The 13,765-nt window shown below is 49.9% G+C and carries 14 protein-coding genes and 1 tRNA gene; 5 read left to right on the top strand and 10 right to left on the bottom strand.

All coding sequences use genetic code 11. From position 1 onward, the window contains the following. The first annotated feature begins 17 nt into the window (after positions 1 to 17). The 5 genes from Mpt1_RS05600 to glmM are packed head-to-tail and all read left to right on the top strand — an operon-like array spanning position 18 to position 5,941. Positions 18 to 1,706: an ABC transporter permease gene (locus tag Mpt1_RS05600; RefSeq protein WP_048112954.1), complete on the top strand. Its 1,689-nt coding sequence runs from the start codon at positions 18 to 20 to the stop codon at positions 1,704 to 1,706. Continuing rightward, complete coding sequence (locus Mpt1_RS05595) at positions 1,699 to 2,829, top strand: ABC transporter ATP-binding protein (protein ID WP_048113924.1); 1,131 nt, start codon at positions 1,699 to 1,701, stop codon at positions 2,827 to 2,829. Before Mpt1_RS05600 ends, Mpt1_RS05595 begins: the two co-directional genes overlap by 8 nt. Next, the gene (locus Mpt1_RS05590; RefSeq protein WP_048112952.1) at positions 2,829 to 3,911 is read left to right on the top strand and encodes an ABC transporter ATP-binding protein; all 1,083 of its coding nucleotides are present in this window, start codon (positions 2,829 to 2,831) and stop codon (positions 3,909 to 3,911) included. Before Mpt1_RS05595 ends, Mpt1_RS05590 begins: the two co-directional genes overlap by 1 nt. Beyond that, entirely contained in the window at positions 3,904 to 4,581 is a 678-nt protein-coding gene (locus Mpt1_RS05585) for a DUF47 domain-containing protein (protein ID WP_238603103.1), read from the top strand. The genes Mpt1_RS05590 and Mpt1_RS05585 overlap by 8 nt, the downstream gene beginning before the upstream one ends. A gap of 1 nt (position 4,582) precedes the next feature. Next, positions 4,583 to 5,941, top strand: a complete 1,359-nt coding sequence (gene glmM / locus Mpt1_RS05580) for a phosphoglucosamine mutase (RefSeq protein ID WP_082007266.1) — start codon at positions 4,583 to 4,585, stop codon at positions 5,939 to 5,941. On the opposite strand, the gene speB is transcribed toward glmM, so the two are convergent. The 10 genes from speB to Mpt1_RS05530 form a co-directional block, all read right to left on the bottom strand. Then, positions 5,934 to 6,833 (bottom strand): agmatinase, encoded by a 900-nt coding sequence (speB, locus tag Mpt1_RS05575; RefSeq protein ID WP_238603102.1) that lies wholly within the window; start codon positions 6,831 to 6,833, stop codon positions 5,934 to 5,936. The two genes, glmM and speB, sit on opposite strands and share 8 nt — an antisense overlap. Then, a complete protein-coding gene (locus tag Mpt1_RS05570) occupies positions 6,805 to 7,182 on the bottom strand; it encodes a translation initiation factor IF-5A (protein ID WP_048113916.1) in 378 nt (125 codons plus the stop codon). Before Mpt1_RS05570 ends, speB begins: the two co-directional genes overlap by 29 nt. Before the next feature lie 141 nt (positions 7,183 to 7,323). Beyond that, positions 7,324 to 8,406 (bottom strand): ribosomal biogenesis protein, encoded by a 1,083-nt coding sequence (locus Mpt1_RS05565; protein ID WP_048112950.1) that lies wholly within the window; start codon positions 8,404 to 8,406, stop codon positions 7,324 to 7,326. A gap of 4 nt (positions 8,407 to 8,410) precedes the next feature. Beyond that, entirely contained in the window at positions 8,411 to 9,016 is a 606-nt protein-coding gene (locus tag Mpt1_RS05560) for a class II aldolase/adducin family protein (protein WP_048112948.1), read from the bottom strand. Continuing rightward, positions 9,013 to 10,011: an S-methyl-5-thioribose-1-phosphate isomerase gene (mtnA, locus tag Mpt1_RS05555; RefSeq protein WP_048112946.1), complete on the bottom strand. Its 999-nt coding sequence runs from the start codon at positions 10,009 to 10,011 to the stop codon at positions 9,013 to 9,015. Before mtnA ends, Mpt1_RS05560 begins: the two co-directional genes overlap by 4 nt. A gap of 59 nt (positions 10,012 to 10,070) precedes the next feature. Then, positions 10,071 to 11,543 carry a phosphoheptose isomerase family protein gene (locus Mpt1_RS05550; protein ID WP_048112944.1) on the bottom strand — a complete coding sequence of 491 codons (1,473 nt, stop codon included), beginning with the start codon at positions 11,541 to 11,543 and terminating at the stop codon, positions 10,071 to 10,073. A gap of 90 nt (positions 11,544 to 11,633) precedes the next feature. Further along, positions 11,634 to 12,236, bottom strand: a complete 603-nt coding sequence (locus tag Mpt1_RS05545; RefSeq protein ID WP_048112942.1) for a RibD family protein — start codon at positions 12,234 to 12,236, stop codon at positions 11,634 to 11,636. A 26-nt stretch (positions 12,237 to 12,262) separates the two neighbouring features. After that, entirely contained in the window at positions 12,263 to 13,294 is a 1,032-nt protein-coding gene (gene rtcA, locus Mpt1_RS05540) for an RNA 3'-terminal phosphate cyclase (RefSeq protein ID WP_048112940.1), read from the bottom strand. A 72-nt stretch (positions 13,295 to 13,366) separates the two neighbouring features. Next, positions 13,367 to 13,438 (bottom strand) — tRNA-Gly (locus Mpt1_RS05535). A 25-nt stretch (positions 13,439 to 13,463) separates the two neighbouring features. Further along, positions 13,464 to 13,754: a hypothetical protein gene (locus Mpt1_RS05530; protein WP_048112939.1), complete on the bottom strand. Its 291-nt coding sequence runs from the start codon at positions 13,752 to 13,754 to the stop codon at positions 13,464 to 13,466. Positions 13,755 to 13,765: the final 11 nt, after the last annotated feature.

The following is a 13,765-nucleotide window of genomic DNA, read 5'->3' as shown; positions in this document are numbered from 1 at the left end:
GGTAAAGGTACTCCCCCATGCCTCTGTTCAAATGGATAAACGACAAATCAAATAACGAAAAAGTAAGAAAGGCATGGTTCACCCTTGCAGTTCTGATTCTTGTAATAATCATCATTATTCCTGCGATATTCGTCGTTTTTGACCTGTTTGCAAAGTGGGGACTTGTCGAGAACATACTCGGCGATTCGAGGATGACGACCATCATCAGCGGGTCGCTGCTGAATGCATTCAGCATCGCAGGGATAGTAACAATCATCGATATCATCGTGGGCATTCCGATGGCCTGGATAATGGTAAGGAAACAGTTCAAAGGGAAAAGATATCTCGATACTCTGATGGATATGCCGCTGGTGTTCCCGACTGCGGTCTTGGGCATTTCAGTAGTGATGTTCTGGGGGGCCCCGCACGGCATCGACATACCCGGACTGGGCATTGTAATGTCCCCATTTATCATGATAATCCTTCTGCACATAGTGTTCTCATTCCCGTATATGGTAAGGTCCCTGTCCGCAATTTTGGAGCAGATCGAGCCGAACTATGAGATAGCGGCAATGACCCTTTCCGCATCAAGATTCACGGCGGTAAGAACAATAACCCTGCCGCTTTTCCGCACCGGTCTGCTGACCGGTACGATCCTCTGTTTTGCCAGGTCCCTCTCCGAGACAGGAGGTACCTACATGGCAGTGCAGATGATGGGATACAACTCTCTCAAGGGTTCATTCCTAGACGGGCCCACATTCTTCACAGGACCTGCTTTCATTGCATATGTGAAGGACTTTGCAAATCCAAATAAGGTATCGGAGCTGATCCCCCACGACACCATGATTGGATCCCTGATCCTTATCAGCGCTCTGATGATCGTCCTTGCGCTGATGATGCTGTTGGTAGTAAGAATTCTGGTCATGAAATTCAAGATACCCACAAAAAGAGTATGGCCAAAATTCGGGAGGACGCTCAGCAGGGGGTCGGTACCTAAGCTGAAGGATGCTTTCTCGATCGCCTTCCTTGCGGTAATCGTCCTTCTTCCGACATTCTATATTTTCACATATGTAACGCAGCCTATGGCGCAAATTGACTATGGTAAGCTGCTGTATTCGATAGGCATATCCTTCCTTATAGCGGGAGTTGCAGTTGTTTTTGATGTCATTTTCGGCACCCCCATTGCTCTGTATATTGCAAGGAAACGGAACGCGTTATTCGGAAAGATACTTGATACACTAGTAAACGTCCCTCTGATAATCCCGACAGCAGCACTCGGCTTCTCACTATCTCTCTTTTGGGGCAGTATGTATGCCGGAGGCGCTCTGAGCCTAGTAATGGTCATACTTGGACACATTTCTTTCACATTCCCGCTCATGGTCAGGAATATTGTGGGTGCCGTCGAAGAAATCGACCCCGCATACGAAGAAGTGGCATTGACGCTCGGAGCAAAACCTTTCCAGACCTTCACAAGGGTCCTAGTTCCGATAATCAAATCCTCGATAATCGCCGGAGCAGTGCTGGCATTCACAAGGAGTCTCGGCGAGACGGGTGCGACCCAATCGATAACCAGCTCGGTCAAGACGGTCCCTATTTACATAATGGACCTTGTTGGAAAACATCATTATACGGAAGCGGCATTTTGTTCGATAATCCTGATAGCGATATGTTTCATTTTTATTATGGGTGTAAGAATAGTAATCAGCAGGGGTGGCCGCCGTGCCTGAGATCGTTCTGGACGGGTTGTGCAAAGAATACAAGGGCCACAAGGCCGCCGATGGCCTAACCCTTAAGGTCAATGACGGCGAATACCTATGTATACTCGGACCGACCGGTTCGGGGAAGACCACATGCCTGAGAATGATATGCGGGCTTACCAAGCCGGATCGTGGAAAAGTATTATTTGATGGGGTCGACGTAACTAACAGACCGGTCAGCGAGAGGAAAGCGACCATGCTGTCCCAGACATATGCGTTGTTCCCGCCGAAGACCGTTTATGAGAATGTGATGTTCTCTCCGCAGATCAACGGGTGGAATGAAGAAGATGCCAAGCAACTCGTAAAGGGTATGTTGGATCTGGTGCATATGGAAAGTAAGGCCAATTCCTACCCGAACGAACTGAGCGGAGGCCAGCAGCAAAGGACGGCGCTTGCAAGGGCGCTCGCCTCCGACTCGGATATTCTGCTTCTGGATGAGCCCCTGAGGGCACTTGACGCAAGGCTCAGACTTGAACTAAGGCAAGATCTCAAATCACTTGTCAAAGAGATGGGCCACACAGCGATACATGTAACACACGATCAGGATGAGGCATTGGAGATGGCTGATCGCATCGCCATTATAAGGAACGGAAAGATTATCCAGGTCGGCACACCAATGGAAGTGTTCAGGAACCCAAAGACCCCCTTCGTTGCGAATTTCGTGGGAAGGTCCAACATCTTCATTGGAAAGATACGTTCGGTCAATGAGGAATTCTCCGAGATAGAGATACAGAACGGGACGATGATAAAAGCGCACAAGACCGATGTGCCGGCAGGCACTGAAGTCGCAGTTGCGATCAAGATCGGGTCCACAAGGATACCGTTGATCCCAAAGCCCACCGAAGAGAAACCGGATCCGGAGATGCCGGAGGGATTCTTCAAAGGCAAAGTGGAAAGGATACTCTATGAAGGGGCCACAGTGACCGTGGAGATCATGGCCGATGATATAGGTTTGGTCTCATCTAAGATCTCGAACAGAAGGTTCGACGATTACGGCGTAGGGGACGAAGTAATGGTCTCCTGGCTGCCGGAAAGGGCAACTGTATTTGAAATACCGCCGGAAGGCATCGATGCGGAACTGAGGTTGGACTGATGAAAATAGAACTTGACGATGTCTCAATGAAGTTCGGAGATTTCTATGCGATAAAGAACATCAGCCTCTCAATAGAGACAGGAGAATATCTGACAATTCTGGGGCCGTCCGGATGCGGTAAGACCACCCTTATAAAGGTCATATCCGGAATACTTACGCCGACAAGCGGAAGGGTCCTTGTCGATGGTATTGATGTTACAGAAATACCGATCGAGGACAGGGATACAGGATATGTTTTCCAGAACATAGCACTGTTCCCCAACATGACCGTCGAGGACAATGTCGGTTACAGCCCAAGGGTCAAAGATATGTGCGTGGGCGAAACATGTCTGATAGCAGAAGAATATCTCCAACTCGTCAAGATGTTCGACCGCGCCGGAATGTTCCCCAATGAACTTTCCGGCGGTGAACAGCAAAAGGTCTCCATCGCAAGGGCGTTGGCATCCGGATCGAAGATGCTCATGCTTGATGAACCGTTCTCTGCGCTTGATGCGAGGGTGCGTGTGGAATTGAGATATGAGATAAGAAGGCTGGTCAAAAAGCTCGGGATAACCGTTCTTCACATAACGCACGATCAGGAGGAAGCGATGTCCGTATCGGACAGGATCATACTTCTCAGGGCGGGAAGGACCGCAGAGGTCGGAACCCCGCTGGATATGTACAGGGATCCAAAGACGGTCTTTACGGCATATTTCATCGGGGAGACCAACCTTCTCGAATGTACCGTCCTGGGCAAAACGAAGAACGGATGGACGGTGGTCAGGCTCAGGGACGGCCAGAAGATCAGAGTGGCTAAGTCTGATTTCGAAAAAGGGACCCCTGTGGTAATATCTGTCCGTCCAGAGAACGTATATACTGCGAACGACGGTCTCAGAGCGAGAATAATGGGAGTGGTGTTCATGGGCTTTTATTGGAGGATAAGGACCCAGGCGGAGACTGGCGACTATATTGACTATAACATTTCGGCCAACAGCGAGGTGCCGGAAGTGGGTGACAAGGTCTATCTTGTTTTCAACAAGAGGGCCACAAAGGTCTTCGAAAGACCGAAAGAGGGATTGGAAGAGGCGATCGAACTTGAATGAAAAGAAAGGGATAATGTTGTGGCTTTCCAAGAGGAAAGGAGAGACGGTGATGATGGGCTCAAGGAGCCATGGTCTTATGGTTCAGGATACCGTGACAGAACTCGACCTTGCGATGAAAGCAATGGCGAAAGGGGATCAGGTGAACGCAATGAAATGCATCGAAAGGCTAATCATGCAGGAAGCGGAGGCCGATAAAATAGAGGATAAGCTATGCGAGGACGCTTCCGGCGGAGAATTGAGCGTCCAGGAGAGAGAGGATCTGATATACTTCATCAGAAAAATGGATTCCATAGCAAACTGGGCCAAGGAGGGCGCTATACACATTCAGCTTCTGGTCGAGACCAAAGCACTTGTTCCTGACTACATTTGGATAGAAATGGGCAAAATGGCATCCGAGCTCATCACAGCCGTAAAACACCTCGTGAAAACGACCGAGAACATGGAAACATCGCCGACAGAGACACTTGGGAACATTGATGCGGTCTACGACCAAGAGAAGATAATCGACGGGCTGTATTTTTCCTGCACGAAACAGGTGCACCTTTCTCCTATGGATCCACGCGCGGTCATGTTGGCAAGAGAGCTCATATTTGCTATGGAAATGGCCGCCGACACATGCAAGGCGTGTGCGGACACGATAGCGATCATACTTTCTGCGAGGAGGATATGAGTTGGCTGAGAGGCTTTTCGGTACAAACGGAGTGAGAGGGATCATCAACGAGGATATGACCTCGGAAATGGTACTGCAGTTGGGGAAGGCCATCGGGACCGTGATGAATGGAATGGTGGCTGTGGCCTCGGATACAAGGACATCGGCCGATATGCTGAAGATGGCCATATCTGCAGGCATAATGGCCGTGGGAAGAAACGTGCTCGATCTCGGAGTGCTGCCTACGCCGGCACTTCAGTATTATGTGAGAACGCGCAGCGACATAAAGGGAGGAGTAATGATCACCGCCTCCCACAATCCCCCCATGTTCAACGGCATCAAATGCATTTCATACGACGGAACTGAAGCAACCAGAAAGGAAGAAGAAGCGATCGAAGAGCAATTCTCAAAAGAGATCCCCGGGGCAGCGTGGAATTATACGGGCGAAATGGAGAGAGTATGGGGTGCCGGAGAGGAATATGTCGATGCGATAGTTTCTAAGGTAGATGCCGATGCCATAAGAAAAGCAGAGCTGAGAGTATGCCTCGACTGTGCAAACGGTGCGGCATACGAGACCTCTCCCCTGCTGCTCAAAAAGCTTAACGTAAAGGCGATAACGCTCAACTGCAACCCGCAGGGAGAGTCCCCCGGCCGCCCGATAGAGCCTACCGAAGACAACATCAAGGATGTACTTTCTTTGACAAGGGCAACAAGGTCGGACCTCGGAATAGCGCACGACGGAGACGCAGACAGGTGTGTATTCATTACCAGCGACGGCAAGTTCGTCGGAGGGGACAAGAGTCTGGCACTGTTGTCAAAGTATACTCTTTCCAAACAAAAGGGACTGATCGTAACGCCGGTAAGTACATCGTCGCTAGTCGCGGAGGTGGTCGAGGCTGCAGGCGGAACGATCATATTCACCGCGGTCGGGTCCCCCATAGTTGCCAGGAAGATGATGGAGACAGGAGCGATATTCGGGGGGGAGGAGAATGGCGGTCTGATCTTCCCGGAGCAACAGTTCTGCAGGGACGGCGGGATGGCAATAGCCAAGATGCTCGAATGCGTCGCCAAGGCTGGCCCGCTGAAGAACCAAGTATCTAAACTTCCGATCTACTATACTGTGAAGAAGAAGATAGACTGCCCCAACGATATGAAAAAGCATGTGCTTGAGTATATCGAGAACGAAAGCGCCGGTGCGATGATAGATAAGGTCGATGGAATGAAGGCGACGTACGACGACGGATGGGTCTTAGCCAGACCCTCCGGTACAGAGCCGGCGTTCAGAATATTCTCTGAATCAAAGGACGAGGTCGTTGCAAACCAGAGGGCAGAGAAATATGAAACAATGGTCAAAGAGTATCTGAATATGTGGTTCAAGTAAGATATTTAGAATGCACTGCCAGCACTTCGTTTATGAACCTCGCCGCAAGAGCGGATGTTATTCCCGACGGATCCGCAGGGGGGCACACTTCGGTAACATCAAAACCCACTAACCTACCGCCTATGAGATTGATCGTTCTCTTAACATCCAGTGGGTCAAGGCCGAACGGCTCGGGGGTGCCCGTACCGGGCGCATAAGCAGGGTCGATACCGTCTATATCCAGTGAAAGATAAACATGCTCGCTTTTCACACTATCCAACGCTTTTTTCACTGCCCGTTCTATCCCTTTTTCTTTGATCTCGAAAGATGTTGTGTAGGGAATGACATCATCCCTTTCCAGCTCTTCTTTCGATATCGATCTTACGCCGAGCGCAAAGACGTTATCGATCCCCAGGTGTTCTGCGGCGCGCCTTGTCACACATGCGTGGCTGTAAGGGGTCCCGAGGTATTCGTCCCTGGAATCGAGGTGCGCATCTATTGTTATCAATGCGATGTCATTCTTTTTGAAACACTGTATTATGGGCATGTTGATCGAATGTTCTCCACCCACTGCGACAGTGAATTTTTTATCCCTTATTGCGGGGGAAATGAAGAACTTAACTTCTTCCATCATATCTTCGGGAAGGAACACGTGCTCGCAGTCGCCTTGGTCGAAAATATTCAGCCGAGGAAGGTCGAGGCCGTGTTCGAAGTGGAGCTCCTCGAAATTGTAAGATGCTCTTCTTATGTGGGCAGGTGCTTCGGCGGCGCCTGACTTAAAACTCGATGTCCTGTCATAGGGGATGCCCAAAAGGAATGCGTCTGCCGAGTCATAATCAGATTCGGCACCCGCATAAGACAGCCCATACGACAAAGGATCCACCTTACAGGAGTTTGCTTTTTCCCATGGCAACGATGTACATGGTCTCTCCACCCTCTACGAGGGGGCTCTCATGATCTTCGTTGATCGCCATTGAGAAGGTCTCGAATGTTTCAAGATCCATTATCTGGACTTCGTTGTCGCGTATCGACAATACCTGTCCTTTCCGTCTGTCGATCTGGGGGACCTGTACCTTTGTGCTCACCGGTGCGTTGATCGATTTCTTGGATCCTGTGAAAATGTCTACCGCATCGATGCTGGCCTTTGCCGATCCGTGTTTTCCGGGCTTTGATGTGCTGATCGATACGATCTTGCAGGGGGACTCATCAATGTTGACATATCTTCCGACCTTCAATTCCCTGATCTCTTTCATTTCCCACATGTTTTTAACCTTCCTTATTCTGCTGGCCTGAAGTCCAACTCCCCTTTGAAACACTGGGTGAACTGCGATTTATTGTATTGGGACAGCATATTATCTGAATTCCTTATCTGTCCCCGATATTAAATATATTCTGTCAGCGGTTCAGCGCCTGGGCCGATTACCACGTTTCTTATTCGGCCTGTTCTGGCTCTGTTGTTTTTTCGGCGCTTCAGGGTAACGCTCCTGAATATCCTTGACGCGTGCCGCAAACTCTTCTTTCAGTTTGTCCCCTATGAACTCCCCTCTGTTGGCATCTATCTTCGCGGCGATGAGGACCTTCCCGGCAAGCGCTCTGGCTATCTTCCCCCTCTGCCAGTAAGGTGATCTGTGGATGTCGGGATGCTGATATATCACTCCGTGTTTCGGGGGGCGCTTGCCCGATCTCAAATGTCTGAACATTGCTTTTTCGGCACCCAGAAGCTGTACTGTTGAAGATGGAAGGGTAGAAAGTCTATCCAATCCCCCAGCTAATGAAATGAGTCTGGCCGACAGCGGAGCATCAATGATCGCGCACATATTAGGCGCTGCTCCGGTTGCAATTTCGGTTATGTACTGTTCCATCCTCTCTTTCTCTTCGTACAGTCTTATCACTGTCTCGGCAAGGTCCATTGTCTCTTTCAGGTCACGGTCGGCAAAGTCGGACCCGATGGAGCTGATATCCAGACCCAATTCTTTGATTATGCTATCCCTGTCGCCCAGTTCTGAAATGAGAGCGGCATATCTTTCATCTTTTGCAACATCCGCAAGCTCTGGAAAATGCATCCCGTACCATTCGTGAAGCCTTTCGTTCAAGAGGTTGGTGCTTTCGATCAGATCGTCCAATCCCCTTATGGCATGGACGAGATTCCTGTCTTTGGGGACAGGCTCAGACGTTCTCAATTTCCCCAGACCCAGCATGGCGCTGTGCATTATCTCTTCAGTGAAACCGAACGACTTTGGATCGAGGAACGAAGAGTCATAGAACATCGGCCTTCCGAGCCCCGATTGTCTGGTATTTGAGACGGAGATCTTCGGCAGCTTTCCGGCAAGCTCTTTTTCCTCTTCAAGAATTGACCCTCTTTGTACTAACGCTAACCTTTCCGCAATAAGGTTCGGGTCCTTCGGCATAAGCCTTTTTTCGATAATTTTTCCGGTCTTCTCGTCAATGAGGAAAATACCGAACCATTTTGTTACGAGGACTGCCATGGGATCACATCTTCTCAAGTTTCTTGATCTCTGACAACGGGAGTTCGTCAGCACCGGCCGTCAGCATCTGCAGCTTGGCCTGGAATTCCAACTCTTCCATTCTGTTGAACGCTTCTTCGATGGTCCTGCCTTGGGTTATCGCGCCATGCCTCGCCATCAGGATCGCTTTGCATGAAGTGTTTTCGGCAACGGCGTCGGCGAGTTTCTTCGATCCCGGTGTGAAGTACCCGACAAGGGGGACGTCTCCTAAAAGAAGCACACCTTCGGGAGTAAGCGAACTTCTTATCTTCTCCCCTTTGACCGCCAGCGAAGTGCAGTACAGCGGGTGGCAGTGTATCACCGAGTTCGTGTCGGGGTTTGCTTTGTAGAATGCAATATGAAATGTTCTTTCAATAGACGGTTTTCCGTCGGAAAGAACTTTCCCTCCGATGTTCATCAGAACCATCTCGTCTGGTCGGAGCATGCCTTTATTCCTCCCGGTAGGTGTGATAATGAACTCTTTTTCGTTGAGGCGAAGGCTCATGTTCCCTCCTGCCGACACTGTGAGATTCCTGTCATAGAGAAGTTTGCATATCTCTGCCAGTTTTACGCGTGCAGATTGCTCGTTCATTGTTTCACCTTTCCGATATCTTTCGGAGCGAATATGCCTTTTTCTGTTATGAATCCTCTGACAAGTTTCGCAGGAGTGACATCGAATGCGGGATTAAGTGCGGGAGAGCCTTTCGGAGCTATCTTCATCCCATAGATCTCTGTGACCTCTTTTTCAGATCTTTCTTCGATCACTATGTCCTTGCCGGTCTTTGTATCGAAGTCGAATGTGGAGACCGGAGCCGCCACATAGAACGGGATACCGAAGTGTTTTGCCGCGATAGCTTTATCGAAGGTGCCGATCTTGTTCGCAAAATCTCCGTTTGCGGTGATGCGGTCCGCACCCGTAATGATAAGGTCGACGCCTTTTTCCATGTAGTATGCGGAAGCGCCGTCGGGAATGATGGCGTGATCTATTCCTTCCTGACCCAGCTCCCACGCAGTAAGCTGCATACCTTGGAGCCTGGGTCTTGTTTCTGATGCATAAACAAAGAATCTTTTTCCATCTGCCCAAGCTTTCCTCATAGGGGCCAATGCAGTCCCTACGTCAACGGTGGCAAGGGCTCCCGCGTTGCAATGGGTCATTACTTTCATTCCGTTCTTAATGAGTGCGGAACCGTACTCCCCGATCTTTGTGCATTTATCGACGATCATGTCGGCATAGCCGTTCGCGGCTTCTATCGGATCAGAACCTGCTTTGAGACCGGCAAGCATGTGATCCACCGCAAAGAACAGGTCGTTGGCGGTAGGTCTCGCAGCTTTGATGTCCTTGGCTGCTTTGTCAAGATCGACGCCGGAAAGAGCTGCCAGGCACATGCCGTAGGCGGCGGTCGCACCGATAGAGGGTGCGCCCCGGGTCGTCATATTCCTGATAGCTTCTGCAATATCTTGATATTTATCAAAACTCACGGTCACGATCTTATGGGGGAGTTCCCTCTGGTCGATCATCATGACTTTCCCTTTGTCGAACCACACTGCCCTAATGTCCTTGACTCCGCCGCCCGTTCTTACTTTCAAGATCGAATCTCCCTATTCTGTCAATCGGTTATGATAATAAAGGCTTATGCAAAAAACAGTTACTTGGTCAATTCCCGGGCAACATTTTCTATGGGCAGATCTTTTTCTCTGATCTCTTTTGCCCCCGATGAAAGGAAGCGGCTGGAGTTCTCTCTTATCGATTGCACTTCGGGATTTTCACCCGATCTGACATTGATCATATTTGAATAAATGAACGTGATGTCAGCAAAAAGCTGACCCAAAACAGCTGAATGGCTCATCGAGACCTTGCCCGGGACGCCGATGAATATGGTAGGCATAAGTTCGGAAAGCCTTCTGTAATTTGCCATAGCGAAGATGACGTCCTCATCCCCGAAGTGAAGCCCCTTGTGCTCCGGGTTGAGAACATCGGGCGTAGCCGAGATGAGGGGGTGCATTTTCTGCTCGCGCATGTTCGTTCTAAGCAGGAACACGGCCATTTTTGTGTATGGATTTCCGAGTATGCCTTCGATATTCATGTGGGAGTCTCTCGGGAGACCGAAGAGCTTTGTCACCATCAGGTCGTTCCCGGGTCTGTTCACGCCTTCGTTCCAAAACTGCAGGAACTGATCCCCCAGCAGCCCCATGTCATTATCGTTGCAACCGAGGTAGATGAGATTCCTATACGGATGCATTTTCGCATGCGGCTCTTTTTTGTTGCTGAGATCCAGATATACGGAGCTGTCGGGGGGCAGCAGCCTTTGAGAAATGTAAATGTATTTTGCGATAACGAAAGGCAGAGAATTCCCATCCGAGATATCAAACTTCCTAATAGCCAGATCGATATTTTTCCAGTGCTGTTCCACATCCATTCCCGCTACGATCATCGGTGCCAAGAGTATCGGCGTCTTGTTCCTCCCGTATCTTCCGGAGATCTCGGGAGGGAGCGGAAGCACAATATCGCCATCTCTTTTTGCAAGCTCTCCGAGTGGCCCTCCGTTAGCGAATACGATCCTCTTTGCTTTTCTCGGGAGGTATTCATGGATCTTGACCGTCTCCTCCGCAACGCCGCTGCGCGAGAATTCGAGAAAAATGGTGTTCTCTATTGTAAGATCATCGGGAAAAGACGACATGTCCTTCGGGGAGTTTATGACGAGCCATTCGAGGCGGCGACCCTTATTGTTATTGTTAACGGATGCGGCAAAGCGGGTGAACAGTTCATTCGCCCCGATGCCTATCGTGACCATGTATTCCGGATATTTCCCTTTGAACAGTCTGTCGATCTCCTTTGTTATCTTCGGCTCATACTTAGCCATGAATGTGCGGTAGTAGTCTAAGACGTCCTTCCTGTAAGTGTCCGTAAAAGGATCGGCGGCGCAGCGTTTTCGAAAAGATTCGAACCCTTTTTCAAAATGATCCCTTACTTTGCAGTCCGCCAGTTTGTCCTTGATGATATCGTAGTTCAATTTTACACTGAACATCTCAGGGAACGGATTGAGCTTTTCCTGATTCTCTGGAAGAAAAAGTTGCGAAAGATCGCTTTCCTTGATCGTTTCAGAACTTTTCTTTGTCATATCGGCACCTCCCTTGTTTTCCTGAATGAACTTCGATATGACAGTCAGACCATATTATGTATAAACTACTTTTTGAAGAGCGGCCAACGGTCATTTGCTCTTAGGCTCGAAGGTAAGCAGCACTCCGTTGCCCAATACCGTACTGTCCTTGAGCACCAGGTAGATGCCGCCTTCTGCGGCCCAATCATCCCCGTCGACCGGAGTGGGAGCAGTCCTTCCGCCTATGATGAGCCCTCCAATGAACACTGTGTATTTATCCACAAGCCCCTCTCTGAAAAAGGAGGCTATGGTCTCCCCGCCGCCTTCTACAAGGATGCTTTCTATTCCAATATCTTCCGCAAGTGTCTCGAGCATCTCCGAAAGACACAGTTCCCCGTCGAAATACAGCGTCTCTTCGCAGTCCCACTCTTTTTTACAGTCACTTGAAGTGATCATCACGGTCGGCGCTCTTTCGTCCAGCACCAGCGCTTCGTCGGGTGTCTTTCCGTGAGGGTCTATGACAATCCTTATGGGATTAGAGTCGTAATCAAGGTCCTTTACAGTAAGGTGCGGATCGTCTGCGAGGACGGTCCCCACCCCCACTAATATCGCATCGTATTTCCTTCTGAGCTCCTTGACCCTGTTCTTGTCCTCATCAGAAGATATCTTCACCTGTTTCCTGTCTGTGCCGGCTATCTTTCCGTCTGCCGACATGGCGCAATTGACATGGATGAAAGGTCTCAGGGATATCCCTCTGATGATACCGAGAAGTGATACCCGTCGCTCTTCCTCTCTACGCCGAACCTGACATCAAGGAAGGACTCTAAAGTGTCCATCTGGCTCAATAGGTGTTTACTTATTCTTGACACGATGAAACTGCTCTTTCCGCAGGCCATTGCCATGTAAGGCAGGAGTTGATCGGCGGTGTGCACGTCCATAGTCGAACCCGCTTCCATCTCCCTCAGCAGGTCGTTGGCTGCATCTATTCCGGATTGTTCGGTGGAATGACCCCTTGAAGTCAGTACGTTGCTTGATAACTTGCCGTTCTCGTAGTTCGCAACAAGGACCAACCCGGCGCCTCTTGAGTTGCCTGTGCAGTTCTTGACCTCGACCTCAACGTCGTATTTATCGCCGAGGGTCTTGACGCAGGCATCTGTCATTTCCTTCCCTATCCTGTCCGAAAGGTGCTGAGTGAAACATCTTATCTTTATGTAATTCAGCCTGCCCAGAGTATTGACCTCAAGCGGACTGATCTTCCCTATCGGATCCTGGGTGACGACAACGTGCCCCCCGCCGATGGGATAGAATCCTCTTTCGATTATATTCAGGTGAGCGTTTATGCCCATCTTTTTCATGAGCGGGAAAAGCACAAGTTCGTAGGAGTCGAGGGGAGGGGCCCACATAACGTTGGTCCCGCCGGTGATATCCACCATAAGTCTTTTTTTGTTGTTCCGTGCCGCAAGGAGGATCGCCTGCAGTACCAAGCTGATGCTGCCCGCCGACCCGATATCCATTTTTAAATTGGAGTGTTCCTCTTTGCCGGGGTAGAACGTAAGCTCGCTGGACCCTATCGTGTTCCCATCCGCGGTCGATCCGGTCATCATCGCAACCGCGCTGATGGCGGTGGTGTGCTGTTTGGAAAGGCCGTTGGTCGGCCTCGTTTCACGTATCCTTGTCAGTTTGGTCGGCATCCCGGTGATGGCGGCCAGGGCCACCGATGTTCTGACCATCTGTCCGCCGCCTTCTCCTCTGGAACTGTCGATCTCAAGCATGGTTAATCGTGCCTATATTGCAGGTGTTGTATTTATCTTATAAACAGGAAACTGAGGTTGATGAGGGTCAGGTGCGATTGCCGGGATTCGAACCCGGGTTAGAAGCTTGGGAAGCTTCCGTCCTAACCACTGGACTACAATCGCTTGACTGCGCATATTCGTGAGAAGGTTATATCTTTTTCTCATTGTCCTTCAAGACGGCAACGAACATCCCGATCGCATCTTTCACACCGCGGCCCGACAGGGAATAGATCCATCCGTCCTCGCATTTGAAAGTGATGCCGCCGAGCGATTTCTTCGCTGAGATTATGTCGGAATAAAGGAGCTCATACGTTGCAGTTTTTCCGGATGAAAACAATCCCTTTGAAAATATCGGGCGGTTGAAGACCATTTTTCTTTCCTGGAAAATGACCGTGCGGGAGGACTTGCCGATCCGGAGTTCCGCGTTGTATTCTACCACAGTGTGTCATA

The sequence above is a fragment of the Candidatus Methanoplasma termitum genome (assembly GCF_000800805.1).
Taxonomy (GTDB): domain Archaea; phylum Thermoplasmatota; class Thermoplasmata; order Methanomassiliicoccales; family Methanomethylophilaceae; genus Methanoplasma; species Methanoplasma termitum.
The sequence above is the reverse complement of the archived record's forward strand: the minus strand, read 5'-3'. Positions and strand labels throughout refer to the sequence as shown.

Excerpts from the sequence above, each read along its gene's own strand:
- Mpt1_RS05600 (WP_048112954.1), top strand. The coding sequence starts at position 18 with ATGCCTCTGTTCAAATGGATAAACGACAAATCAAATAACGAAAAAGTA.
- Mpt1_RS05590 (WP_048112952.1), top strand. The coding sequence starts at position 2,829 with ATGAAAATAGAACTTGACGATGTCTCAATGAAGTTCGGAGATTTCTAT.
- Mpt1_RS05570 (WP_048113916.1), bottom strand. The coding sequence starts at position 7,182 with ATGTGGGAAATGAAAGAGATCAGGGAATTGAAGGTCGGAAGATATGTC.
- Mpt1_RS05565 (WP_048112950.1), bottom strand. The coding sequence starts at position 8,406 with ATGGCAGTCCTCGTAACAAAATGGTTCGGTATTTTCCTCATTGACGAG.
- Mpt1_RS05560 (WP_048112948.1), bottom strand. The coding sequence starts at position 9,016 with ATGAACGAGCAATCTGCACGCGTAAAACTGGCAGAGATATGCAAACTT.
- Mpt1_RS05550 (WP_048112944.1), bottom strand. The coding sequence starts at position 11,543 with ATGACAAAGAAAAGTTCTGAAACGATCAAGGAAAGCGATCTTTCGCAA.
- Mpt1_RS05545 (WP_048112942.1), bottom strand. The coding sequence starts at position 12,236 with ATGTCGGCAGACGGAAAGATAGCCGGCACAGACAGGAAACAGGTGAAG.
- rtcA (WP_048112940.1), bottom strand. The coding sequence starts at position 13,294 with ATGCTTGAGATCGACAGTTCCAGAGGAGAAGGCGGCGGACAGATGGTC.